This is a genomic window from Gemmatimonadota bacterium (assembly GCA_030747075.1).
In the GTDB taxonomy this organism is placed as follows: Bacteria; ARS69; ARS69; order ARS69; family ARS69; genus ARS69.
Genome location: JASLLL010000001.1, coordinates 25,728 through 51,827 on the forward strand (window position 1 = coordinate 25,728; position 26,100 = coordinate 51,827).

Consider the following 26,100-nt stretch of genomic DNA (forward strand, 5'->3'; position numbering starts at 1 on the left):
TCCCCCCGCTCATTCTGGCGCGAGGATCGCAGCATCAGGCCGTTCACTCTGGAGGGGAGCCACTCATGACCCGTCGTCTTGTGTTCACTGCTCTTGCCGTCGTCCTTTTCACACTCCCGGCCGCGGCAGAGAGGCGCGAGGAGGGGAACCTCGTCCTCGACGGCGTTCCCGAAATCCCGCAGCGGATTGTCGACAAGACAAACCAGTATATGAATGTCCGCTCCGCCTCGTTCTCGGACTGGATTCCCGGAGGCGGGCTTCTGATCTCCACACGATTCGGAGAAACGCGTCAGCTTCACCGCGTGGAGAAACCCGGCGGAGCGCGGCGGCAGTTGACCTTCTTCCACGAACCGGCAGGCAGTGGGTCCTTCGGAAACGATCCCGGATGGTTTCTCTTCACGAAAGACGCGGGAGGAAACGAGGCCAGCCAGATCTTCCGGTACGACCTTTCCACCGGAGAAGCCGTCATGCTTACCGACGGCGAAGCCCAGAACGGCGGCCCCGTCTGGTCGAACGCGCGGGACAGAATCGCGTGGCGAAGCACGACGCGAAACAAGCGCGACCACGACATCCGTGTCATGGATCCGCTCCACCCCGGGAAGGAGCGGATCGCGCTGGAGACGGAAGGATACTGGTTTCCGATGGACTGGTCGCCGGATGACCGCTTCCTCTTGATCGGGAACTACATCTCCATCACGGAGTCGTACTTCTGGATTCTGGACGCGCAGACCGGAGAGAAGAGACCCGTCGGGAACCACGGGGCCGCGAACGGCGCCACCATCTCCTACGGCGACGCGCTCTTCGGGGCCGGCGGCGACGAGGTCTTCTACACCTCCGACGAGGGCACCGAGTACCGCACCCTTCGCGTCGCGCCGGTAGGTTCGACGGACGCTGAGGAGCTGTCCGGGGCCATCCCGTGGGGTGTCGGGTCCATGCGGATGTCGGAAGACCGCACGAAGCTCGCCTTCACGGTGAACGCCGACGGCGCGGACCAGCTCTTCGTGATGGACACCCGCTCGCGGGAGTATCGGGCGATGGACCTTCCGCTGGGGATTCTCGGTGGAACGAGCTTCTCGGAGGACGGCTCCACCATCGCCATCACCTTCACGCGTCCGAGTGCACCGGGAGATGTCTACACGATCGACCTCGAGTCGGGAGAGCTGACCCGCTGGACGGAAAGCGAAGTCGGCGGACTGGACACCAGTCTCTTCCGCGATTCGGAACTGGTGCACTTCCCCACCTTTGACAACAACCCGGACGGCAGCCCGCGCGAGATTCCCGCGTTCCTCTACAAGCCTGCCGGCGAGGGGCCCTTTCCCGTCGTCATGAACATCCACGGCGGCCCGGAGAGCCAGAGCCGCGCGTGGTTCTCCTACACGACGCAATACCTCGTGAACGAACTCGGCTGCGCCGTCATCTATCCGAATGTCCGCGGATCCAACGGATACGGGAAGTCGTACCTGAAGCTGGACAATGGATTCCTGCGCGAGGACTCCGTGAAGGACATCGGTGCGCTGCTGGACTGGATCGCGGCGCGGGAGGATCTCGACGAAGGCCGCGTCGGCGTCATGGGCGGCTCTTATGGCGGCTACATGAGCCTCGCCGCGCTCACGCACTACAGCGATCGACTCCGCGCGGGCGTCGATATCGTGGGGATCTCGAACTTCGTCACCTTCCTCACGAACACGAAGGACTACCGGCGCGACCTTCGCCGGGCGGAATACGGTGACGAGCGGGACCCGGCCATGCACGCACACCTGGAGAAGATCTCCCCGACAAACCATGTGACGAAGATCAGCGTGCCGCTGTTTGTGATTCAGGGCGCGAACGACCCCCGCGTTCCGGCGTCGGAGGCGGAGCAGATCGTCACGGCCGTACGGGAGAGCGGAAGGGAGGCATGGTACATGCTGGCCCTCGACGAGGGGCACGGCTTCCGCAAGAAGACGAACCGCGACGCCATGGGTTATGCGCTGGCTCTCTTCTGGGAGACCTACCTGCTTCAGGAGTAGCGGACCGACGCGCACCACCCGGGAGGCTTGCGGACGAACGGCCCCGACGCCAAGCGCCGGGGCCGTCGTTCTTCCGCCCGGAGAAGACGGTGCTGCGGTTCCTACCGATAGACCCAGGAACGGTTTGTCGGAATCTCGTCCCTGATGATCTCGATCAACACGCCGGAGCTGTCGCTTCCGTCACCACCGAAATAGAGCCCGGTGAAGAGGTCGTAGTCCCAACCCGTGTAGTTAGCCGTGTTGAAGTTCCACTGGACCTCGCTGCCCGCACTCAGGACCGCCTGAAACTCGTTCAGGTAGCCATCTCCCTCGTCGTAGTAGGTCTCCTCATTCCAGTGGAAGAGAACCTGGTCGCTTCCCAGCACAAAACCGGCGAAGCCCTCGTCGTCCGAGGTCAAGTCGTCATAGGCTGCAAGAATGAAGGTGTCGGTCGAGTTGCCGTAGTATCCGGTGATCCCCCACAGAGGCCCGTAGCCCGGACCGTATCCCACGCTCGCGTCTCCCAGGATGGCGTATCCGTTTGTGTCCATCCGGAAGTGGGTGAAGCTCTGCCCGCCCAGCGCGACCGGGAAGGGAAGCGCCGTACCGGGGTCACTGGTATGGTCGTCTCTCCGAACGGCCCAGTCGCAATCGCCGTAGGACACTGCGGTCCACTCGAAGGGAATCTCCGTGACGGCAGCGGTTCCCGCCACGCCGACAGTGACCTCGACTTCCTCGCGTGCCACATTGCCGGAGGTGTGCGTGACCTGGAAGGCCACCGTGTAGGTTCCGTCCGCGGCGTAGGTGTGGAACATGTAGGCCGGAAGGTTGGAGGAGAACGAGTCGGTCGATCCATCGCCCCACTCGACCAGCACGGAGAGTTCCGCATGGTTGGCCACCATGTAGGTGGCGGCCAGCATCGCCATCAACGATTCGGGGACTGCCGGATCCACATGGAGGCTGCCGATGATGGGTTCGTCATTCGCGTCACGCAGCGCGGGTGCCACCGTCGCGGGCCACGCAAGCTCCGTATTCTGCAGCCAGGATGCGTCCATGCGGAAACCCGTCTCCGCCTCGCCCGGCGCGAGCACCGCCACGCGGGAGGCGATCCACGGCGTGTTGGCGTGATCCGAATCCCACGCCAGAACCGCCGGGACATGGACGAGGTCGGTCCGTCCGGTTGTGAAGCCCACGCCGTCCAGCGTCACGGCCTCGGTGCCGACTGTCACGGCCCCGGCGTCCGTATAGGCCGTCACGCGGCTGCCGTAAGACTGGCGTGCACGGATCTCGAAGACTTCGGCATCCGCCGGGAGGGAGAGGGCGGAGTCAAAGCGGAGCGCCGTCGTAAGAGCGCCCGCGGACTCGGAGAGAACCAGGTCGATCCCGGAGCCGTAGACGCTCTCCAGAACCACCGTGCCGTGGTCGTCCGTCGGCGTGACGGAGACGGGCGAGGCGGTCCAGACCACTTGATCCGCGCTGTTGAGCGCCACGAGGTCGCCCGGGGTCCAGGTCATGGTGCTGGCTCCCCGGCGCAGTTCGATCGCGGGGGCTGCCCCGCCATTGACCACGGTCCAGGAAAGCGCGTCGGCGAGGAGTCCGTCGCCGGGCTGCTCACCGGCAACCACCGGAATCCCGGTCGGGATGTCGTCGGTACGGGTGGCGTCACGACCGCAGCCAACAACCATGGCCAGTGCCGCAATCACGCCGAAGATGATCAGAGTACGGGGGGAGGTACGCATGATGGTTCTTCTCCGGGTTGGGTGCGCAGGTACGAGCGACGGCAGGGGCCGAACGCTGAAAGGCCTGCGTCTTGTCCTTGAGCCCCGTGGGCCATCGAGTAAGGACCATTGAGTAGGGCTCTGGAGTTACGGAGTGTAGCTTACCGTGTCGGTCTCTGTCAACCCCGGCCGGATGCACTCATCCCGGGGGAAGCCCCCCGTGACTGGTGGGGAAGGCTCGCGCCGACACACTTCCCGGCCGGAAGGAAAACGGCCTCAGGGGCACCCTCAGGGGCATTCGGAGCGTCAGCGCCGGTCCGGCTCATGAATCCGGTGCAACACGGCCCGGAGCGTCCGGCGAAGGCGAACGAGTCCCCGCAGATCGTCGCGGACCGTCTTCAGAAGCTGGACACGCGTGTCGAGGTCTTCGATCCAGCCCACCGGCACTTCTCCGATCCCGACCCCCGCCTTCTCCGCAAGCACCAGAAGTTCCGTGTCGAAGAACCACTTGCGGTCCTCCACAAACGGCACAAGCCGCTCCACGGCCTCCCGGGTCATCGCCTTGAACCCGCACTGCGCGTCGCTGAACCGCGTTCCAAAGAACGCCTTGACGAGCAGATTGTACCCTCGCGAGAGGAACTCCCGTTTGATGCTGCGCTGAATGTCCGACCCGGCCGACAGCCGCGACCCGATGGCCACGCCATTCCCGTCCATCAAGAGTTCCAGCAGTTTCGGAAACGCCTCCAGATTTGTGGAGAGGTCCACATCCATGTAGGAGACCATCTCCGCGTCGCTGTCCAGCCACACGGTCTTCAGCGCGCCGCCGCGGCCCTTTTGCCGAATGCGCCGGTACTCCACCTCCGGATAGATCTCCGCCAGTTCCCTCGCCACTTCCTCCGTGAGATCCGTGGACGCGTTGTCCGTGATGAGGACGCGCCACGGCCCCCGCACATTCCCGCGGAGAAAACCCACGAGCGTCGCGACGCTCTCGGGAAGAATGCGCTCCTCGTTGTACACCGGCAGGACAACATCCACGCGAAGACGGTTCTCTCCGGGGAACAGGGGCATCGGAGCCGTTTCGGGAAGCGGAACCGTGGGCGTGTCCGTCATGGAGATCCTCGGCTGAAGGCCCCCGTATGCTACCAGAGAGGAGTCGGCGCGAGGGAGTGGAAGTTCTCCGCAAGGCGAACCATCCAGTACGCGTTGTGGGCCAGCGACAGGAAGAGCGCGCTTCGGAGCAACCAACGGACACGCAGGCCTGAATCAGCCACCAGCGCGGCCATGAGCACCGCAAGCGCCGGAACCAGAAGGCAGAGGTGCTTCGTCTGCCGCCAGTCGGTCAGCGTGAAGAGCACCGCACCCGCCGCGACCCAGACTGCGGGCAGCAGCAGCGCGCGTGCCGCCGCCGCGTGCGCGATCCAGGCGCGGAAGACCCACACCAGGGAGAACGCGGCGAGAAGCGTCCACGCCCACCCCAGATGCGCGGCGAACTCTCCCCACAGAGCGATGCGTCCCGGATAGGTCGGGCTCCCGGCGCGATCCAGCACCTCTCCTCCGGCGAATCGCCCCACGCCATGCCCCAGCAGGTGGTCTGTCACGAACTCGACCGGATCCGTCCCGAGCCCATAGAGCGCGAAGGCGGCCCACCCGGCCGCCACACCCAGTACCGCGGGAAACGCCGCGCGAAGAAGGCGGGGGTTCCTCGCACGCACCGCTTCCGCCATCCGTCCGGCCGCGGCCCCCAGCGCAAGGAGCAGTGCCTTCTGGTTCGCGAGGGCCGCCAGCGTACCCGCCGAGAACGCCGCCCGACCGCCCCCCGCGCGTTCCGACGCAAGCCAGGCTCCCGCAGTCAGCGTCGCCGCCGTCAGCGCGTAGTAGCCGCCATACCCCGACCGCACCACAACCTCCGGGAGGGTGGCGTACGCCAGCGTGACCAGCGCGGCATCGAAGACGCCCGCGCCCAGTCGCCGTCCCCAAGCGAAAAGCAGAACCGCCACCGCGGCCGCCAGCACGAAGTTCGGTGCGCGCGTCCCCGCCAGCGCCGGGTGCGTGCGAAACGCCGCGTAGACATCCCGGTTCCAGGCAAGGGACCGGTCGGGCCGGGGGGTCTTCCCGCGAATCGCTCCTGCCACGGCGCGCAGACCGCGTGGCGCGTCGCCTTCTCCTCGCTCGGCGGCACGCGCCGCGTCGTAGGCGGACCGCACGGCGTCCAGTTCTCCGGACAGCGACAGTGTCGTGGCATTCAGCAGATGCAGAAGCGGGGGATGCGCGAAGAAGCGCAGCGTACTCCGGTTCGTGAGGCAGACGGGATCGAGGTCGTGGACGATTCCCCACGCCGTCCCCTGCACTTCCATGTCCTGATCCTCCAGCGGCGGCACGACGGCAAGCCCTGCCCACGCCGCCAGCGTGAAGGCGGCCGCAGCGACCGCCACGGCTGCCGCATTCCGTCGCAGACCGGGGAGCGTCCCCCCGCGGCCGACCCCCACAAGACCGGTCGCCACGGTGATGGCCCCGAGCGCGATCGCCAGCGTGCGGGGTGTCGGCTGAACACCCGCGATGCGAAGCACGCCAATGGCTGCAATCTGGAGAACCGCCGCGACTCCGAGCGCACGCACGAACCGACCCGCTGTTCCCGCACTCCCGGGCAGCAGCATCCCGGCCGCCCCGGGCGCGACGAGCGCGGCCACGCACACAAGCACGACGCCCGCACCACCCCCTCCCGGCGTCCACCCAAGCGCGAACGGCGCATACGGCAGAGCGAGAAGCGCACCGCCCGCCGCCATCTTCGCGCTGCGCGTCATGGTCCGTCTCCCGCGCGGTGAAGCGCGGCTTCCGCTTCGCGCCGCATTCCGTTCCGCCGGTAAGTCTCCGCCATTCCGGACAGCGCCCGCGGGCGATTCGTCAGGTCATACAGCCAGATCCCGCCGACGCGCTCTTCGGGTTCCACCTCCACAAGCCACGGGAATGGCGGTTCGTCGCGACGCGCTCGAATGTACACGCCCTGGAGATTCGTGACGCTCATCGCCAGCCACACCGGCCCGCTCTCCGGAAGCCGCTCCCAGCCGTCCATCCCCTCCTCCCAGGTGGGTGGCAGGAGTTGCCACCGCATCTCCTCCGCGAAGGGGTTGGCCGTCCCGAAGTAGCAGAGGATGGCGTGGTCCACGCCGTGGCGGTGCAGTGCGTCCGTCGCGCGGGAGAGATCCTGCCCCCAGTCGAGGCTGGAGTCGCCGAGAATGCGCGCGCCGCCGCTCACGCCACCCGCCGCTTCATGGAAGTACGAAAGATAATCGGGATGCACGCGCGCTGACCCGCCCAGATGCCACAGAAGGAGACCGCCCGCGATCACGACCCCCACGCGCGAAGACGGGAGTCCCCGCCGGAAAGGCAGCGCGGCGAGAATCAACAGGAACGGCATCGCGGGGAGCACATGGCGGAATCCGATTCCGAGCCGGGCCAGCATATTCGTCGCGAAGACGAGCGCCACCGGCAACAAAAGAAAGAGCGTGTCCATCCGATGGCGCCCGCGAATGCGGCTGACCCCCCACAGCACCAGTGCCAGCACGGGGAGCGGAGTTTTCGCGAAAAACGCCACCGGCGCAAACCACCACCAGCCGTGGTCCGCGCGCATCCCGCACAAGAACACCGGGTGTCCGCCTTCCGTGTAGAGGAGCACATCCTTCATCCCGCGCGCGAACTCCACCGATGGCCAGGGGATCGTCGCAAGGACCTCATACGGGATGCGGCGAATCAGCGACATCCCCTCCGGATGAACGCCGCGTCCGGTCATCCCGATGGAGCGGATGGAAGCGAAGTCGGTCGCCAGTCCATACGAAGCCCACACGACGAGAAGCGTCAGGAGGGCTCCCGTTCCGGCCAGAACCCCCAGATGGGCGAACCCGCGCCGCAGATCCCGCGACGGCGACGGAATGAGCGCCAGTGCCGCGTACACAGGCGCGTACGAGAACGCGGAGAACTTGGTCGCCATCGAGGCGGCGAAGCACGCGCCGGCCGCCACCACCCAGCGGGTGCGCCCCGTGCGTCGCGCCGTCCACAGGCACGCGCAAGCCGCGGTGACCCAGAGCGCCAGCGGGATGTCCGTCGTCACGAGTCGTGAGTGCGCCACGATGTTCGGCTCAAACGCGAAGAGGCCGAGCGCGACCGCCGCGGACGCTGCCCCGGCCATCGCTCGCGTCCATACCCAGACGACGAACCCCAGCAGAAGACCCGCCAGAACGGTCGGGAGCCTCGCGGCAAAGAGGATTCGCTTCCACGACGCCGGGCTCTCGTACAGGACTTCGCGCCCGAATGCCCACTGATCGCCATCGCGCCAGGCATCGCTGCTCTCCGGCATGCGTGCTCCGGCGGCCAGCGCCGCCGCGCCTGCCGCGAGCTTCGGAAGCGCGGGGTGCTCCGGGTTCATGCGAAAGTCACCCGCCCGGACATACGACACCCCGGCACCCAGATGCGCCGTTTCGTCGAAGGTCGGGGACTTCCGCGCCATGGAGAGAAGCGACGCCGCGGCAAAGGCCGCCAGCAGCGCCGCGACGAGGACCCATTCCGCTCGCGACACCGGAAGGCCTTCAGTCCGCACGATATCTCCCGACTTCGCCCGTGATGCGCGGAAGCGCCATCAGCATCCGAACGGAATCGCTCAGGGGATCCACGCGGCTCCCCTCCACATTTTTCCAGACCACCGGGATTTCCCGCACGACAAACCCGTTCCGGTTGGCGCGAAGCACCAGCTCCACATCGAACGCGAAGCCGTCTTCCCGCAGTTCCCCGGCAAGCACCCGCGCGACCTCGCCGCGCATCAGCTTGAACCCGCACTGCGTGTCCCGAAAGGGAATGCCGGTGATCGCGCGGAGGATGAGATTGAAGGTCTTCCCCATGTGCTCGCGATACCATGCCTGCCGCACGACGATGTCCGAACCCGGCAGCCCGCGCGACCCCATGGCCAGGTCCGCGCCTTTGTCGAGGGCCTCCGTGAGCTTCGCCAGTTCCTCCGGCGGCGTGGACAGATCCGCGTCGGAGAAGAGGACGCGCTCCCCGGCGGACTCCGCAAGCCCCGCGCGAACAGCCGCGCCCTTGCCACGGTTTGACGGGAGACGCACGACACGCACCGCGGCTCGCGACCCGGCCACGCGCGCGGTCCCGTCGGTGCTTCCATCGTCCACGACGAGGATCTCCCACGACTCCGCCCGCGCCTGAAGGTGCGCGATCAGCGTGTCCAGGCTCCGCCCGAGCCGGGCTTCTTCGTTGTACGCGGGAATGACGATCGTCAGCGCGACACCGCCCGCCGTCACGCTCTCAGAATCCACTCCACCGCCTCCACGATCGTCGGGAAGGTGTGCTCCCGCGGATGGTCCGCCGCGGCTTCGGCGCCGCGTCCCGTCCGCACCAGAAGCGGGGTCGCTCCCGCGGCACGCCCCGCTGCCATGTCCTCGGGAGAGTCGCCCACGAAGTACGATGCGTCGAGGTCGATCGCGTGCGCCGCCGCCGCCGCCCGAAGAAGCCCCGGAAGCGGCTTCCGGCACTCGCACCCGTCGTCCGGAGCATGAGGGCAGGTATGGAACCCGGCAAAGCGCCCGCCCGCGTCCTCCAGAAGGCGCGCGCACTCCCGGTTCACTTCGTCCACGACTTCCGCGCCGATGATGCCGCGCCCCACGCACGACTGGTTCGTGCAGACGGCCACCGGCCATCCGGCCAGACAGAGTCGGGCCACTGCTTCAAACGCCCCGGGATAGGGAACGAACTCCGCGAGGCTCTTGACATAGAACGGAGGGTTCTCGTTGAGCGTGCCGTCGCGGTCGAAGAGTACGCCCGCGCGCGTCACGGCGTCACCAGCACCCGGTGCGCGGTGATGTTCCCCGCGATGTCTCCCGCGTGCAGCATGATGGTGTGCTCCTCGTCCGCGGCGGCCTCGACCGTGAACTCGAACGCCTCACTCATGGAGTCCAGCATACCGTCTTCGGGAAGGAAATCCGTGTCTTCCAGTCCGTCCACTTCTCTCCGGAGAAGGTAGAGCGGAGAAAGCGCATCCTTCACGCGCCCTGTCACGCGAATGGTGTCGCCCTTGCGTCTAGCGTCCACCTTTGCGAACACGGGTGCGGTGTTGTCCACCAGGAAGGGTTCGCTCACGGCGGATGCGGTGAGCGAACCTTGCGGGTTGTCCGGTTCGTCGGAGGCGGTCACGCGAACGACATACTTGCCGTCCGGGTACATCACGCTGTGGAGAGTTCGGATGGTGCGCGTCATGCCTTCGGCCAGCAGCTTCCATCGCGTTTCGTCCACCGCGCGGTAGTGGAGTTCGTACACCAGCGAATCTCCGTTCGGGTCCCCCGAGACCCATTCCACCTGTCGAATCCCACGGGTCCAGTGGGTGGCCGCGGGCTTTGAGGGAGAACTGTTCGACTGCGCCTTCGTGTACTCCACCGTGACCCCGCCGCGAAGACGCTGATAGAGCGGTGGCGGCGATCCGTCCGGCTCGTCGTGCAGGAAGAGATCTCCTCGCGGGTTCACCACCACGCCCGCGATGAGCGGCGATGCGTTCCGTTCGGTATAGGAGAGGCGCACCTGCCGGATCTCGGGCGCGTCGGCACCGTCGCTTCGGAGGGTCACTCTCCACTGGAGATACCGGGAAGGTTGCCGAACCGCCAGGGGGATCTCGCGGCCGCCGCCCAGTTCCACCCAGTCCGACCAAAGCGCTCCGGGTTCCCCGGTGTCACCCGCACGCGCCGAGAACTCCACGGACGAGCCGCCCGGCGTGTCTCCCGTCCAGAGGATGGTCCCCCAGTGAGCGGGAATGCTGGCGTCCAGTACTTCGGACTTGTAGATGCCTGACGAGGACGGATCGTCGGTCACCAGGTAAAGCGAAGACGGCCCGGAGGTTGCCAGGAACACGCCGCTTCCGAACGGATCCCGCGCCATCGCGGAGAACTGGCTCTCCCGCCCGGTGCCGAGCAGCGATGCTTCCCCCGCAACTCCGGACGCGTGCACCTCATAGAGCGCGGCCGGGTCACCGGTTGCGACCAAGACCCTCCCGTCGGCCGTCTCTTCCAGATCGAAGATGAACCCGTCCTCCGGAAACCACGCGGACGCCACTTCGCCTTCCGGGGTAATGCGGTAGAGCCCGGCGGAAGTCCGCCGCGGGGTGACCTCCGCGCGGTAGTCAAAGTCGTCCAGCGCACTCTGGGAATCGTCCGGCCCGCTTCCGTTGTCGTCGCCGGAACCGGGTGTCGCGGAAGCCCAGACCGACCCGTCCGCCGTGGCCAGGACCGCCGTCACATCCTCTTCGTCGCAGTCGATCAGCACGCGAAGATCTCCCCCGGAATCCAGACGCAAGACGAGACCCGTGCCCGATGTCCCGAACACGAGCCGTCCTTCCGTATCGAAATCCAGACAGAGCACATGTTCTTCGCCCGGTTGGGCAATCCGCTCCGCGACCCCCGTCGCCGGATCGATTCGATACACCGCGGCGGGCGCGCCATAAGCGGCGTAGAGCATTCCGTCCGCGCCGAACCCGAGATCCCACGGGTAGGCTTCCTCCGCATCGAACCGCCATGCGTCCGTTTCGCCCGGCCCCATGCGAAGCACGATTCCGTCCGGCGCGAACCCCGCATACACCGACCCATCCGGCCCGACGGCAATCGAGATGGCCTCCGGAGACGGTCCCGTCCGGAAAGGCGCCAGGCCGGACATGGTCAACCGGTACACCACTCCTCCGTCTCCCGTGGCCAGATAGGCGCGCTGCCCGGTCGGGTCTGCCGCGGCGTCCCAGATGTAGGGCACATCCACGCTGCCAAAGAGCCGGAGGTCGGGGGCCGGGCGGAGCGCCCCGGCCCGGGTGACCGCCACGCCTTTGGGACTTCCGTCCAGAAAGTGCTCCGCACTGTCGTAGACGATGAACTCCGTCGTCACGGCACTCGACTCGCCCGGATGCACGGCGGCCAGCAACACACCGGCCGCTGCCGCGAAGACTGCGGTTCTCCCTCTCACGGCTTCTCCCTCTTCACCCGACACGGAAGGATGTGCGCACCGAGGACCATGCCGGATTCCCCGGTGGACTGTTCAGACACCAGTTCTGCAAAGAGATGGTCTCCGCCATCGCTGCGGGATGCGCGTTGGATGACGGAACGCGCCACCCTCGGCAGACGGGGGAGTTCGCGACCGTCCACAAGGACTCCGCTCGGCGCGCGATAGAGCGCGATGTAAACATGGTCGCCGCGGCGACGATCACGAATCCGCGTGAGCAGTTCGTCGAGATCCCGCGCGTCCCGGCTTCGCGGAGACCGCTCCGCCTCCAGTTCCTCCATGGTCGCCGCATCCGCAATGACCACGGCGTGCGCGCCGGGCCCATGATCTTCCGGAACGGGAACCGCGAAGCGAACCGCCCTCTCTTCCCCGCGCCAGTCGCGCAGCGTATAACTCCCGCGGAGCGTCCCCCCCCGCTCGATAACCCGGCCATCCAGATGCGCACGCTCGATCGTGGAGAGGCGTGCCGGAGACTCGAACTCCACCGTCACCTCCACGCCCTTCAGCAGCACATCCTCGAACGGGTTGAGCGCGATCCGCCGTGGCGCATCGGTCAGCGCGTCCGCCACCGCGGCAAGCGTGTACTCTCCCGCGATGAGGAACCGACTCTCGGTTTCGCGCCCGTCGTCCAGCAGAAGTCGCTGCGTGAATCGCACGGTCTCGGACTCCATCATCCCGCGCTCGGAGAGAAACGCGTTCGACGCGGCCAGCCCTACGAGGTTCGGCGTCAGGAAACGACTCCGCGCAAGATCGAAGTGATAGGTGCGCCGCTCGCCTTCGCGGACCACCTGCATATCCAGCGAAGTCGTTCGGGGTTCGCGCCCGAGAATCCCCGAGATGCCCGAACGCCGGTCCCCCGTGAGTGTGCCGATGACCTCCCCGCCGCTTCCCATCTTGAACGAGACATTCCTGCTGGGAATGACTGCGTGAATGTATCCGTCCACGAGCGGCATCTCGACGCGACCCAGATGCAGGAAGGGGTGCCCCCAGCCGTGGACACGACGGCCGTCGATCCAGGTGGCGGTTCCGATGGCGGAGATGTTCATGTCGCCCCCGATGAGGCGAACGCCCAGAGTCGATCCCGGGCGAAGTTCCCCGGCACCGGACGCATCCCCCGCGCTTCCGCCTTCCGTCACGACAAACCCCCACGGCTCGAAGACGGATGCGGCGTGGAGAGCCAACCGGGGATCGCAGCCGGAAAAGACAAGCGGGGTGGCGATGGCGGTGGACGCCAGCGAGGGACCCGGCGGGCGACCTTCGAGAAAGTCCCGTCCGGAAACGGCATCACGCCGGGGCTTCTCCGGCAGGAGCGCGCCGGACTCCCCGGAGCCGGGAACTTCCCATTCGACTTCGCCGGTCATCTGCCCGATGGGCGTAATCCCCATCAGCGGTTCCGTGATCATACCCCAGGTGGACGACACGGCCCCCAGCAGTCGTCCGTTCAGATAGACGGGGCTCCCGCTCATTCCCTGAGACACGCCAAGGCGTTCCATCCGCTCGCCGAGGCCGCGCGCGAGGATCAGGTCCTTTCCCGGGGCGACATCTCGCACAACCGAGACAATCTCGACGGAGAAGGTGTCGATCTCGGTGCCCTGAAACACGGTGCGACCGGTGGCGACAGCTCCCGGAGAGACTTCCGACAGCGGAAGGAACGCGGATCCCGCAAGAGCGCACGACGCCGCGAGAAGCGCGGGAAGAAGGGCGGTGGCCATGCCGTGACGGAACGGCCGTCCGGGCGCGCGCGGCGTGCGGATCAAGGGGCTCTCTCTTGGAAGATGTTGGGATACCGTGACTTCCGGTCAACCTAGCGCGGCACAAAGGAGAGTGTCAACCGGGTTGACTTCGCCGGGGGTGCAGCGAATCATGCGCTCATGGAACCGACTCGCGTCCGGGACATTCTACTGATCGCCACGGCACTTGCCGGGCCGGGATGCTGCGGAGACAGCGACGCACCCTCTTCCGTGCGCCTTCTTCCCTTCCCGCCGCCCTTCCGCGCCGCGCTGGCGATCTCCAGCGACATCGACGATACCGAAACCGTGGAGGAGTTCCTGGCCATTCAGGACTTTCTCTGCGGGAGCGGGACCACGCCGCTCGGCCCCGGACTGGGCATGGAAGTCGGGAACAGCTTCTGGTTCTTCGACGCCACCGGCGCGACAGAGGTCGCATGGTTCTCGGACGATGCCGGGACACCGTCATTGGCGGCCACGACGCTGGAGGAGTTGATCGCCGCTGGGTTTGTGGATGTGCTGCACTCGTGGGGAGACTTCAGCGAGGGCGGTTTTCGTCGGGAGTATGCGGAGCGGGGTGCGCGGGAGCTGGCCGCGATCGAACAACGAACCGGACGGCGCATTCGCGTCTGGGTAAACCACGGCAACCCGCGGAACTCGCAGAGCGTGGGGCCTCTTCCGTCACAACTCGGCGACAATCCGGAGTCGAGCGCGCACCACACGGACCTCCTGCGGGAGTGCGGCATCCGCTTCACGCACAAGTGGGAGGTCACGAGAACGGTCGGTCAGGACGCCGGACGAAGCGTGGGCGACTTTCTGCGCGCATGCGTGTCACAGGCCTGGTGGGCAGCCCGGAAACTCTGCGGTCGATTGCCGCGCGGAACGCGTCGTCCGTTCGCGGACAATGTACTCCTTCACGCGGAAACGCTCGACGACGGCACGAGGTGGTTGTCGTTCAGACGGTACATCGGGCGGCGGCGCGGGATCTCGACCGGCGGCGCGGGGGTCGCGGAGCTCATCGCCCCGGAGATCCTGGACGACCTCACCGAGCGCGGGGGCGTCATGATCGTCTACACGCACCTCGGCGACAACGACGGCCCGCCGCGCTACCTTCCGCCGGAAACCGTGCGAGCACTGCGTGGACTCGCCCGGAGAGCGCACGCGGGGGAGATACTCGTGGCGACGACTGCGCGAATCCTCGCCTGGACGGCTTCGAGGAACTTCCTTCGCTGGAGTGTGCGCGAAGATGCCGCGAGGACGGTGATCGAGATCGCGGGCTTCGACGATCCCGCTACGGGATTCCGGCAACCCGATCCGGGAGAACTCGACGGGATCACCTTCGCGGTGAAAGATCCGTCACGCACGCGGATCACCGTATGCGGACAGGATGCGAAAGGTGTGGTCCGCACGAAGAGTACGGTCGGCTTCCCGTGGGCCGCGCTGGAGTATCCGCGCTAGGGGATTCGGACGACCTTGCGGGTCTCGGTTGCGCCGTCTCTCAGCAGGCGCAGGAAGTAGCTTCCGGCAGCCGAAGGCCGCCCGGAGTCGTCGCGGCCGTCCCAGACGAAGGGGTGGTTCCCCGCCGCGAACACCCCCGACGCCAGAGTACGAACGCGCTGCCCGGCCGCGTTGTGGACCCTCAGTTCGATCTTCGCGGGGGCTCGAATGGAGACTTCCACACGAGTGCTCGCGGAAAACGGGCTGGGCCTCGCAAGCCCGAGTGCGGCGTCCCCGGGGGGAAGCGAAGCGCTTTCGACGCCCGTGGCGACCGGTTCTGAGAATCCGGCCGCATAGACCTCCCGGTTCCCGTCCCGCGTGTCGGTCCAGACGCACTCCATGCCTCGCGCGGGGTCCGGTTGGCTCCACTTGTGCCAGGAAGCAAGCGTCGGCACCGAGGAGAACGCCCCCGCTCCACCGGGGGAAACCTCCACCGGCAGGTCCGGGGTTCCCGGGTCCAGATAGAGAACGGTCGATTCCCCATTCGGGCGATCGTCTTCTTCCCACGCGACCACCATGTGCGGACACCAGGTGTACCCGAAGATGTACGGGACCCAAGTGTACACGGTGGCGACGGTCGGGTGGCGCGAAACGCTCGGCGTTGTCACGAGCGGCGACGGACTCCCCCACCAGCCGGAATCCCCCACGATCATGAAGATGTCGCGCGTGGATGCCCGGTCATCTTCCCAGGCGACGCCCGTGCGGAGGAAGATGGCATCCGTGCAGGTGTTCCATTTCATCCATGCGGACGGGTGGCGCGAATCACCGGAGTCATGGGTGAGACGCGTCTCGGCCATCCAGTTCATCCCGTCGAAGATCCGCGCGTAGATCTCGCGGTTGCCGTCGCGATCATCCTCCCATGCAACCAGCACGGCATCCCCCGCGCCCGTCCATGAACCGGGGGACGCGACCGACGCATACGCGGACACGCCCTCCGACACGGACACGCGCGTTCGCGCTCCCCAGCTGCCGTCTGTCTCCCACAACGCGTGGTAGATCTCGCGGTTGCCGTCGGAGGTCTCCTCCCAGACGAGATTCCCTGCAGGCTGGTCGAGGGCAGGACGGGCGGACTCGTGTGCATCGCAGGTGAGACAAGTGTCGGGCGACCACGCGCTTCCCGGCAGGCGACGGGTCGCGTAGATTTCCCGACGCCCCGAGCGGTCATCCTCCCAGACGACGCGCACCTCCCCCGACTCCGTACACCCCACCGCCGGGTGGCGCGATGCCCCCGGGTCGGTGGTGAGTCGCTCCACCGCGCTCCAGGCCCCGCCGGTTCGCTCCCGGTAGAGGATCTCCGCGTTTCCGTGCCGGTCGTCGCTCCATACCACCAGAAGCGAGTCCCGCGAAGACCACGCGTTGCGGCCGCCGTCCACTTCCGTGTCGGAGTATCCCGGATCGTTGGTGACGCGCACCGGAGGGTCGAACACCGCCGCGGGTGCCGCAATGGCCCCCAGCATCGACACGATTGCAAGGAGTCCGTAGAGGGGTCGTTCGTGATGCTTCATCTGGGGTGTCTCCGTCTCTAGTCCAGCCCGCGCTCCTTCAGGTCGTCCTCGTCCCAGCCGAGATGGTGGCCGATCTCGTGAAGAACGGTGGTGCGGATCTCGTTCTCCAGGGTTTCGCGATCGGTCGCAAAGCGTTCCAGATTGTTCTGGAAGAGGTGGATTGTGTTGGGAAGCGTTCCCGTGTCGGACACGGACTGATCGACAAGGCTCGTTCCCTGAAAAAGCCCGAGTATCTGCGGATCAAGCGGGGGGGCATCCAGCGTGAGGAGATCATCCGGAGGAATGGGCTGTACGAAAAGCGAGGTGTTCTCCATGACCTTGAGAACTTCGGGGTCCAGACCCGCGACGACTTCCTCCGCCACCTGAAGGAACTCCTCTTCGGACATTTCGTACGGCTCCGGGAACACCTCCGGATCGAGACGCCGTGCCTGGGCGAAGGCGACCACCGCCAGCGAGTCATCACCCGCACGCTCCGCAAGAAGGCCGCGAAGCTGGTGGGCGTCGGCCAGTTCCGGATCCGCCTCCAGGGCAGCCACGAGCTGCTCTCCGCACTCCGCAAACTTCCCCGCTCGGAAGAGCGCCCACCCCAGCGCGGAGTGGCCTTCCGCCCACTCTTCGGTGCCCTCCACCGCGCGACGGAGTTCCGCTTCGGCAGCCACCACCTCTCCACAGTCGAGCAGCGCGATCCCGAGCAGATAGCGGAGTTCCGGATCGTCCTCGCTTTCGTTCAGTGCGCCCAGTGCGGCAGCCGCTGCCTCCCCGGAGCGGCCCGCCGTCAGGAGCGCCCAGATCTCGTCCCAGAGAGTCGCACTGCGGTTGGCCACCATCACGCACCTCCGTCCTCGACGGCCGTCCCCGCCGGATGTGTTCCGATTGTAGCATTTCGGGCCGTCGCAAAGGGAAACCGACCGCCCCCGCTTACTTGTCCGCGACATCCTCGTACTTTAGCGAGTCACGCCCGTCGAGCTTGCTGAATCGAAAAGCCGGCTTCGGCCCCTTCTTGAGTGTGCCCTTTGCCGCGCCGTCTTCGGGTGTACGAACGCCGTCTTCTCTCTCTTCGGGAACTTCCTGTCGGGAGTGCTTCTCTTTCTCGGTCATGCGTGACTCCTTTCTCTGGCCGCCTCCAGTATGAGGCCTTCGGCCGCCAGCGCTTTCAGAAAACTGCCCGCGTCCGCACGGATCGCGGGGTCCAGGCCCTGAAGAACTTCCTGAGTGGTGCGGTCACCGCGACACGACGCCAGCAGTTCCGCCCCTTCCGGCGACAGACACGCCACTTCGCCGGAACGCGGATCCAGCACGAGTACCGCCTTCGACGGAGCGATCGGTGAAACCGTCCGGTCCAGCGTCTCCAGCACTTCGCCGCTGATCAGGTCGAACTGGTAGCGCGGCAGCGTCAGTCCATCGGTGGCCGCCTCCAATGCGGTGTCCACTTCATCGCGATCGAAACGAATGGGAAGAACGCGAAGCCCTGCCGCTGCCGAGGGACGATCCGGAAGGCCGCCGGGCGCCGACCGCTCCCGGAACGCCCCCTCCATCAGCGCGTCGACGCTTCCCGCCTTCACGAGGTAAAGGAAGTAGTGGGACTTCAGTTCGTGATAGAGAACATTCCGATTCTGAAAGACCGGCAGGTGGCTCTTGAGGCGGCGCAGCATCTCCATGTACATCCGGCGCGCACGCGCGCGGTCCATTCCGCTGCCGGTTCGGAAGTCGTGGTAGATCTGGAGATCCGTGCTCTCTTCTGGGAACACCTCGGCGATGTCAAAGTCCTTCGGTCGGCGAAACACCTCGGACTTGTAGTCGAGATAGAACACGCGAAGGCTGACCTCTTCGAAATAGCGGCTGTTCTCCACCAGCGTGTTCAGCGTGAGTTGCGCTTCCTCTTCCGTCTCGGTGGGGAACCCGACCATGACATAGAGAGTGACGGAGATGCCTGCATCATGGACTCGACGGATGACCTCCATGCCAAGCTCCGGATCCGACCCCTTGCACATGAGATCGAGAACGCGGCGGCTCGCGGATTCGTATCCGAAAGCCAGGCGGCGACACCCGGCCTCGGCAAGTTGCGCGCAGACCTCCGGGGTGAACACCTCCGGTTCGAGCTTGGCGTCGCACCACCAGTCGATATCGAGATTCGCCTCCAGAAGCGCTTCGGGAAGACGGCGCACCATGCTCGGCGGGAGGTCTTCGATGGGGAAGTAGAAGTGCCGGGACCCCCAGCGCTCCTTGAGGAAAGCGATGTCCTCCACCGTCTTTTCGATCGAGCGACCCCGATAGCCGGGGCCGATCACTTCATGAAGCGTGCAGAACACGCACTTGCCCCAGTAGCACCCTCGTGTGATCGCCAGCGGAATGATGAACTCCGGCGAGAAGTACAGGTCCAGCGGCATCCCCTCGAAGTCCGGCGTCGGGAGTGAATCGATGGGAAGCGGTTCGATGCGCGGGTTCGAACAGACTTCGCCGTCAGGGTTGCGGAAGATGATGTTCGGGATGTTCTCAATGGTGGCGCAGGTGGCGATCGCTTCGGCGATTTGCGAGAACGGCCGCTCCCCCTCCAGGACGACGAGCGTGTCAAGGAGATCGAACACATCGGGGCGCTTCGCGAGTTTCTCGCCCAGGTAGGCAACCAGTCCGCCCCCCACCGAGACATGCACTTCCGGCTTCCACTCCTTCAGCATGGCCGCAAGCGTGAGCGCGGGAATCGCCTGGCTTGCAAAGGTAAGCGAGATCCCGACGAGGTCCGGGTTGAGTGCGCGAATCTGAGGCATCGTGACTTCGCGGAAGAACTCGATGAATGGATTCCCTTCCGCGTCTGCGGCCCCTGCCAGGAGGTCGTCTGTTCGCTGCACCGAGTGGCGCATGGAGAATCCGTGCGGCGTAAAAGAGGTGGGGTGATGTTCCGCACTCACGAGCGCCAGTCCATGCTCGATACAGCGCGCAGCCCGCGTGTACTCCTCGTAGTCGTAGAAGCGATCGGGGTCGCGCAGGGCCGCCTTCGCGTCTTCGATCTCCTCCACGACCCAGTCGCCGGCGACTTCCGCCTGCGTGAAGCTCCGGTACGCGGACATCTCCGCGTAACCGAGGTGGGCGCGCGACTCCAGCTGGCGGAGACGCCCGGACATGCGAATGCGATCGAGCGACTGAGACAATCGCGACCGGGAAAGAAAGTAGTGGCAGGCCTCGATGTTCGCGTCCATGACATGGGTGTCAGGGAAGCCTTCCTGTCGCAGGTAGGCGGCCAATGTGGGGAGCGCGAGGTAAGGCTGCGTGAAGTGCGCCTGGGGCGGAAAGAGAAGAAGCGTACGCATGCTGTTCATCGGGTGCCCCGGGTCTCGAAGGCGGGAGAAGGTTCGACAATGGTGAGAACTCGATCCACGGGCACGCCTTCAACAACCGCCACGCTGCCGGAGGGCCAGCGCACTTCCACGCGATCCACCCACGCCGTCCCGCCAAGGCCAAAGCGCGTGCGCGGGTCGTGGGACGAGTAGATGCCCTGATTCGGCAGAACCCACGCCGTGCGTGTCCGGCCACCCGCCGTCACGCGAACCCGTGCGCCGTAGGAGTCGCGGTTGCTCTTCGTGCCCTTGGGGAGAACGGCAATCCAGTGCCCCTGTGCACGCGTACGGTTCTCAAGAAGTCGCGGTCGGGAATCCATGTCGACGATGAGTAGATCGAGATCCCCGTCCTCATCCGCATCGGCGACCGCAACGCCGCGACTGGACTTCAAGACCGCCATCGGACCCGCCGGATCGAAGAGAACTTCCCGGAAGTGCGGCGGCTCCCCGGGGAAGGTCTCGTTCAAGAAGAACTGGTCCGGCATCTCCCAGGGAGACAGACCGATCGCGGGTCCGTCCGGGTAAACATGGCCGTTCGCGACAAAGAGATCGAGATCGCCATCGAACTCCACATCCAGGAAGGCGCATCCCCAGCCGAGTCGGTCGATCACAGGTTCGTGCAACCCGGCGGCAGCCCCTTCGTCGGTGAAGAACCCGTGGCCGTCGTTGATGTAGAGGTTGTTCGGTTCGGTGTCGAAGTTGGTGACATAGAGATCCGGGTCGCCGTCGTCGTCGATGTCCGAAACGGCGATTCCCATCCCCGCCTGAAACCGACCGTTCGCTCCGCGCGCGAATCCGCGTGCCTCTCCCTCTTCGGCAAAGTGCCCGCCGCCCCGATTCATGAAGAGGTTGTTCGCCTGCGCATCATTCGCGACGAGAAGATCCAGCCAACCGTCCTCGTCTACATCACAAAAGACCGCGCCATAGGAGCAGAGCGGCTTCTCAAGGAGCAGGCCGCGTGCCTTGGCGGATTCGGTGAAGTGACCGGTCCCGTCGTTTACGAAAAGCGCGTTGGCCTCTCCGATGTTGATGCCGGGGTTTTCGGCTTCCGGACCCCACATGACCGCGACCCCCTCGATCATGAGAGGCTCGCCGCCCGCGGGCGGGTTCAGGGGATCGAACACGACATACGATGCCACGAAGAGATCCAGGTCGCCGTCGTTGTCGATGTCGCCAAACGCCGCGCGCGCGCTCCAGCGATCGCTGGCGGCTCCGCGCGGAACTCCCTCGGAGGCGAAGGTTCCGTCGCCCTGATTTACATAGAATGCGTCCTGACCGAGATTCGCCACATAGAGGTCCGGGTCGCCGTCGTTGTCGATGTCGCCGACCGCACACCCGTTCCCCCATCCGCGGTCACCGACTCCCGCCTTCTCCGTCACATCGGTGAAGCGCCAGTCGCCGTCGTTCCGATAGAGGCGGTTTGCCGCGTCCGGGAGGTAGCGAAGCCGTGCGCCACCGTCTATCGCCTCAATCCCGTTTCCGTTGACCATGTAGATGTCGAGATCTCCGTCCCCGTCGTAGTCCAGCCAGGCGGCTCCACACCCGTTGCTCTCGGGGATGAACATTCGGTCCCCCCCGCACAGGTTTGGAACGGTGAGGCCAGCCTCCACCGCGCGGTCCACAAAGACCGGCTGGGCCGCGACGGGACGAAAGGGTAGAAACGCGAAGAGAAGAAGCGGCACGACCCGGGACAGGCGCTCCGGAAGTGGGGGGGAAATGCAGGCTGACATGTCTCGATCCCGTTTGTGTGTGGGCGGAAACCACCCGTGGGGCCTTCGCCCGGCACCGTATCCGACGCGGGAAGCGGGGTCAACAAAGTGCCGGGCAGCAGGGGGTGGTTGTGCGGTGAGAGGCGGCCTCAGGCCATTTTCCACCGGTGTTGCGAAGAGTGTGGGTGGCCCGGAGACGGCACTTCCGACACTGCCAGCCCCGCCACAAGCCTGCCATTCTGGCAGCGTCGTGCCCGACTCGCTGTCCGGCACCCGATCCTTCGCGCAGCCCACCACGCCTGGCCGCTACCGTAACTCGTGGCCTGTTCGTATCTTACCGGACACCTGCCGCCCTCTTCCCCTTTCGGCACGACCCTTGCGAGGTCCTCCGCCGACATATTCCGTCACCCTACCTGTCCAACCGGAGGGAATCTCATGGGCAAGATCATCGGTATCGACCTCGGCACCACCAACTCGTGCGTCGCGGTCCTCGAAGGCGGGGATCCCGTCGTCATCGCAAACGACCAGGGCAACCGCACCACACCGTCGGTCGCGGCCTTCACCGACGGCGACGAACGCCTTGTCGGCGAAGTCGCCAAGCGGCAGGCCGTCACCAACCCGACCAACACCGTCTATTCCATCAAACGCTTCATGGGCCGACGCTACGACGAGGTCGGCACCGAGATCACCGAAGTGCCCTTCAAGGTCGTCAAGGGCGGGAACGGTGACGCGCGTGTCGAGATTGGCGGGAAGACCTACTCGCCGCCGGAGATCAGTGCCATGACGCTTCAGCGAATGAAGCGCGTCGCGGAGGAGTACCTGGGGCAGGAAGTCACGGAAGCCGTGATCACTGTGCCTGCGTACTTCAACGACTCCCAGCGACAGGCCACCAAGGACGCCGGAAAGATCGCCGGCCTCGAAGTCAAGCGCATCATCAACGAACCCACTGCCGCAGCGCTCTCCTACGGCCTCGACAAGAAGACCAACGAGAAGATCGCTGTCTTCGATCTGGGCGGCGGGACCTTTGACATCTCCATTCTGGAACTTGCCGACAGCGTCTTTGAGGTGAAGTCCACCAACGGGGACACGCATCTCGGCGGAGACGACTGGGACCAGGCCATCATCGACTGGCTCGCTGAAGAGTTCATGAAGGAGAACCCCGGCATCGACCTTCGCAAGGACCCGATGGCACTCCAGCGCCTGAAGGAGGCCGCCGAGAAAGCGAAGTGCGAACTCTCGACCGTCCCCGAGACGGATGTGAACCTTCCCTTCGTCACGGCGGACAACACCGGCCCGAAGCACCTGAACATCAAGCTCGGGCGTGCGGCTTTCGAACGCATCACGGACGCCCTCTTCGAGCGGCTGAAGGACCCGTGCCTGGGGGCACTCTCCGATGCATCCATGTCGCCGTCGGACATCGACGAGATCGTGCTCGTCGGAGGCTCCACGCGCATCCCCCGCGTCCGGGAGATCGTGAAGGAGATCTTCGGCAAGGAACCGCATCACGGCGTGAACCCGGACGAGGTGGTCGCGGTCGGCGCAGCCATCCAGGGCGGAGTTCTCTCGGGTGAGCGGAAGGATGTTCTGCTTCTGGATGTGACGCCGCTCTCGCTCGGCATCGAGACGCTCGGTGGTGTCTGCACGAAACTCATCGACCGCAACACGACCATCCCGACACGCAAGAGCCAGGTCTTCTCCACGGCATCCGACAGTCAGCCGGAAGTGGAGATTCATGTGCTCCAGGGCGAGCGCGAGATGGCCGTGCACAACCGGACGATCGGCAAGTTCAAGCTCGCCGGCATCCCGCCCGCACCGCGCGGTGTGCCGCAGATCGAAGTGACCTTCAACATCGACGCGAACGGCATCATGGAAGTCTCCGCGGTGGACAAGGCCACCAGCAAGGAGCAGTCGATCAAGATCGAGGCGTCGAGCGGGCTCTCCGAATCCGAGATCGACAAGATGGTCCAGGACGCGGAAACGCACGCCTCGGAGGACAGCGAGACGCGCGAGAAGGTGGATGTTCGCAATGCGGCGGATCAGGCCGTCTACCAGACGGAGAAGCAGATGGCCGAACTGGCGGACAAGATGGACGACGCAGCGAAGAAGCGCATCACGGATGCCACCGAGGCGGTGAAGCAGGCGCTCACCACCGAGGACACGACCGCGATGAAGGACGCGACCGAAACGCTGCAGAAGGCATGGCACGAGGAAGCCGGCAAGCTGTATGCACAGGCCTCGGATGCCGCCGGGGCGGAGCAGGCGGAGGGTGGGCCGCAGGCGGAAGAACCCGCGTCCGCAGACGGCGAACCGATCGACGCGGACTACGAAGTCGTGGACGAGGAAAAGAAGTAGCCTCTTTCGCGCAAGAGTGACACGGGGCCGGATGCCTTGCGGTGTCCGGCCCTCCTGCGCGGGTGTGCGCCGGTTTCGCCTGGCCGCCAACCCTGCTATACTGTTCGCAGATCATCTCCCCCAGCACCCCGGATCCGCATCACGCCACGAGGCGGCGGAAGGAGAACTCCCTGATGACTTCCCGAGTTGTGCGCCCGTTGCTCATCGCGGCTCTTCTTGCTGCTGCCGCCCAGGCCAACGCCCAGTACACGCTGTACTATGGGAACTTCCACAGCCACTGCAGCCTCTCCGACGACGCGGCCGGGTCCGGGACGCCTGCGGAGGCGTTCCAGTACGCTCGCGACACGGCGGGAATCGATGTGCTGGCGCTGACGGATCACACGCACTACATGTCCACCTACGAATACAACACGCTCCGAACCGACGCCACCACCTACACGCAAAACGGAGTCTTCGTCGCGATCGCCGCGCAGGAGCACGGCAGCCTTTCAACGAGCGCGTCCGGGGCCTTCGGGCACATGAACATCTACGACTCCATCTCTCTCATCCCGCAGTACGATAACGGCACGGACTATCGGTACAACCTGCTCGGCACCTACTCCTGGATAGCCACCCGCACCGACGCCACCTCGGGGGCGCCGCTTGTAGGGACATTCAATCACCCGTACAGCACCGGTGGCGCCGGGATCTGGGCACGGTTCCAGGACTTCACCTACAGCACGACCGGAGACATGGGCGTTCAGTTCATTGAGGTGCTGAACGGGAAACGCAGTTCCGCCTACGAGCCGGAGTACTTCGACTGCCTGTCCAAAGGCTGGCATGTCGGCGCACTCGGAAATCAGGACAATCACCAGGGCGAGTGGGGTGATCAGGTCAACAATGTCGGCAACATACCGCTCACGGGAATCTGGGCGCCGGCACTCACGAAGGCGGACATCCTCCAGGCGCTGGCGAACCGACGCACCTACGCCATGGAAGTGGATCCGGTGACCGACCGCATCTCGGTGGAGTTCCGCATGGACGGAAACTGGATGGGGTCGGAATACGGGTCCGCCGCGGACAGTCTTCAGGTGGAGGTCGTGGTTTCGGCCACCAACCCCGTCAGCAGCATCAACCTCTTCCGGAACGGGATTCTTGTGAAGTCCACGGGTACCGGCGGCTCGCCGTCGTACACATGGAACACTTACGACACACCCGGCCCCGGTGAGTTCTCCTATGTCGTGCGCGTCTCCCAGGCGGACGGCGATCGCGCGTGGACCAGCCCCATCTGGGTGTCGTCCACATCTTCGTTCACCACGCCGTTGGCGCAGGTCAACGAGGACGACGCAAACGGGCTTCCCGTCATGTGGTTCCAGAATGTGATGGTGCAGGGAATCGTCACCGTGGATACAGACACGCTCGACACAACGGACAATCTCTTCTACCTCCAGGACGATACCGGGGGCGTTCAGGTCTGGGAGGTCGGCGCACAGACAACGCCGGTCGCTCTCGGAGACAATGTCCTCGTCTCCGGATTCGTGAACACCTACCAGGGGCAGACCGTCATCATCCCCTCGTCCGTCCAGATCCAAAACTCCGGCGCAACCTCCCCCACTCCGGTGGAACTCTCCACGGCAAGCCTCGCTGCGGGCGGCGAACTCTACGAAGGGCAACTCGCCGTTCTCCGCAATGTCTCCACCGTCTCCGGCAGCTGGCCCGCCGCGGACACCAGCACCGTCGTGACCGTGGACGACGGATCCGGCCCGTGCGACCTCTTCATCGACGGGGACACCTCCTGGGATGAACTGGGTGCGCCCGTGGAACCCTTCTCCATTACGGGGATTCTCTGGCAGGAAGACACCAGCATGCCGTATCTTTCCGGCCATCGGCTGACGCCGCGCTATGCGGAGGACATCGTCAACCAGACCGGTGTCAACGACCCCGTCGCTCTGCCGAACCACCACAGCATTCACGGAACGCGCATCACCGACAACACGCCGAACCCGTTCCGGCCGGCGACCACGATTCGCTTCGAGATCGCAGGGTCCCGGGAGGTGGCTGCCTCACTCGCGGTGTATGACATCACCGGCCGACGCGTTCGCACGCTCGTGCAGAAGACCCTGCCCCCGGGTGAGTTCGAAATCCTCTGGAACGGACGGGACTCTGACGGCCGAAAGCTCGCTGCGGGCGTCTACTTCGCAAGACTTCAGGCGGAGGGCGTGGAGGATTCTCGGAAGATGGTGCTGCTGAAATAGGGCGGGC

General features: G+C 65.6%; 17 protein-coding genes. 4 read left to right on the forward strand and 13 right to left on the reverse strand.

Annotated elements, in window-relative coordinates; translation table 11 throughout:
- Nucleotides 1-65: 65 nt before the first annotated feature.
- The gene (locus QF819_00085) at nucleotides 66-2,009 is read left to right on the forward strand and encodes an alpha/beta fold hydrolase (GenBank protein MDP6801561.1); all 1,944 of its coding nucleotides are present in this window, start codon (nucleotides 66-68) and stop codon (nucleotides 2,007-2,009) included.
- Between the two features lie 101 nt (nucleotides 2,010-2,110).
- Here QF819_00085 and QF819_00090 read toward each other — a convergent pair whose 3' ends face one another.
- From QF819_00090 to QF819_00125, 8 genes are all read right to left on the reverse strand, one after another.
- Entirely contained in the window at nucleotides 2,111-3,727 is a 1,617-nt protein-coding gene (locus tag QF819_00090; GenBank protein ID MDP6801562.1) for a PKD domain-containing protein, read from the reverse strand.
- Nucleotides 3,728-4,012: 285 nt separating this feature from the next.
- Entirely contained in the window at nucleotides 4,013-4,816 is an 804-nt protein-coding gene (locus QF819_00095; GenBank protein MDP6801563.1) for a glycosyltransferase family 2 protein, read from the reverse strand.
- Nucleotides 4,817-4,845: 29 nt separating this feature from the next.
- A complete protein-coding gene (locus QF819_00100) occupies nucleotides 4,846-6,507 on the reverse strand; it encodes a hypothetical protein (protein MDP6801564.1) in 1,662 nt (553 codons plus the stop codon).
- Entirely contained in the window at nucleotides 6,504-8,297 is a 1,794-nt protein-coding gene (locus QF819_00105) for a glycosyltransferase family 39 protein (GenBank protein ID MDP6801565.1), read from the reverse strand. Before QF819_00105 ends, QF819_00100 begins: the two co-directional genes overlap by 4 nt.
- The gene (locus QF819_00110; GenBank protein ID MDP6801566.1) at nucleotides 8,287-9,024 is read right to left on the reverse strand and encodes a glycosyltransferase family 2 protein; all 738 of its coding nucleotides are present in this window, start codon (nucleotides 9,022-9,024) and stop codon (nucleotides 8,287-8,289) included. Before QF819_00110 ends, QF819_00105 begins: the two co-directional genes overlap by 11 nt.
- On the reverse strand, nucleotides 9,006-9,539 hold the full coding sequence (locus QF819_00115) for an HAD-IIIA family hydrolase (GenBank protein MDP6801567.1): 534 nt from the start codon (nucleotides 9,537-9,539) through the stop codon (nucleotides 9,006-9,008). Before QF819_00115 ends, QF819_00110 begins: the two co-directional genes overlap by 19 nt.
- Entirely contained in the window at nucleotides 9,536-11,701 is a 2,166-nt protein-coding gene (locus QF819_00120; protein ID MDP6801568.1) for a hypothetical protein, read from the reverse strand. Before QF819_00120 ends, QF819_00115 begins: the two co-directional genes overlap by 4 nt.
- A complete protein-coding gene (locus tag QF819_00125; GenBank protein MDP6801569.1) occupies nucleotides 11,698-13,494 on the reverse strand; it encodes a SpoIVB peptidase S55 domain-containing protein in 1,797 nt (598 codons plus the stop codon). The genes QF819_00120 and QF819_00125 overlap by 4 nt, the downstream gene beginning before the upstream one ends.
- 114 nt (nucleotides 13,495-13,608) lie before the next feature.
- Between QF819_00125 and QF819_00130 the strand changes: the two genes are divergently transcribed.
- Nucleotides 13,609-14,922 carry a hypothetical protein gene (locus QF819_00130; protein MDP6801570.1) on the forward strand — a complete coding sequence of 438 codons (1,314 nt, stop codon included), beginning with the start codon at nucleotides 13,609-13,611 and terminating at the stop codon, nucleotides 14,920-14,922.
- Here the strand turns inward: QF819_00130 and QF819_00135 are convergent.
- From QF819_00135 to QF819_00155, 5 genes are all read right to left on the reverse strand, one after another.
- On the reverse strand, nucleotides 14,919-16,466 hold the full coding sequence (locus tag QF819_00135; protein ID MDP6801571.1) for a FlgD immunoglobulin-like domain containing protein: 1,548 nt from the start codon (nucleotides 16,464-16,466) through the stop codon (nucleotides 14,919-14,921). The genes QF819_00130 and QF819_00135 overlap by 4 nt on opposite strands.
- Nucleotides 16,467-16,483: 17 nt before the next feature.
- Nucleotides 16,484-17,293 (reverse strand): metallopeptidase family protein, encoded by an 810-nt coding sequence (locus tag QF819_00140; protein MDP6801572.1) that lies wholly within the window; start codon nucleotides 17,291-17,293, stop codon nucleotides 16,484-16,486.
- 91 nt (nucleotides 17,294-17,384) lie between these two features.
- Entirely contained in the window at nucleotides 17,385-17,564 is a 180-nt protein-coding gene (locus QF819_00145; GenBank protein ID MDP6801573.1) for a hypothetical protein, read from the reverse strand.
- Nucleotides 17,561-19,780: a radical SAM protein gene (locus QF819_00150; protein MDP6801574.1), complete on the reverse strand. Its 2,220-nt coding sequence runs from the start codon at nucleotides 19,778-19,780 to the stop codon at nucleotides 17,561-17,563. Before QF819_00150 ends, QF819_00145 begins: the two co-directional genes overlap by 4 nt.
- On the reverse strand, nucleotides 19,777-21,528 hold the full coding sequence (locus QF819_00155) for a CRTAC1 family protein (protein MDP6801575.1): 1,752 nt from the start codon (nucleotides 21,526-21,528) through the stop codon (nucleotides 19,777-19,779). The genes QF819_00150 and QF819_00155 overlap by 4 nt, the downstream gene beginning before the upstream one ends.
- 414 nt (nucleotides 21,529-21,942) lie before the next feature.
- On the opposite strand from QF819_00155, the gene dnaK reads away from it, so the two are divergent.
- Both dnaK and QF819_00165 read left to right on the forward strand, forming a co-directional pair.
- Nucleotides 21,943-23,859 (forward strand): molecular chaperone DnaK, encoded by a 1,917-nt coding sequence (dnaK, locus tag QF819_00160; GenBank protein ID MDP6801576.1) that lies wholly within the window; start codon nucleotides 21,943-21,945, stop codon nucleotides 23,857-23,859.
- Between the two features lie 173 nt (nucleotides 23,860-24,032).
- Nucleotides 24,033-26,093 (forward strand): FlgD immunoglobulin-like domain containing protein, encoded by a 2,061-nt coding sequence (locus QF819_00165; GenBank protein ID MDP6801577.1) that lies wholly within the window; start codon nucleotides 24,033-24,035, stop codon nucleotides 26,091-26,093.
- Nucleotides 26,094-26,100 lie beyond the last annotated feature (7 nt).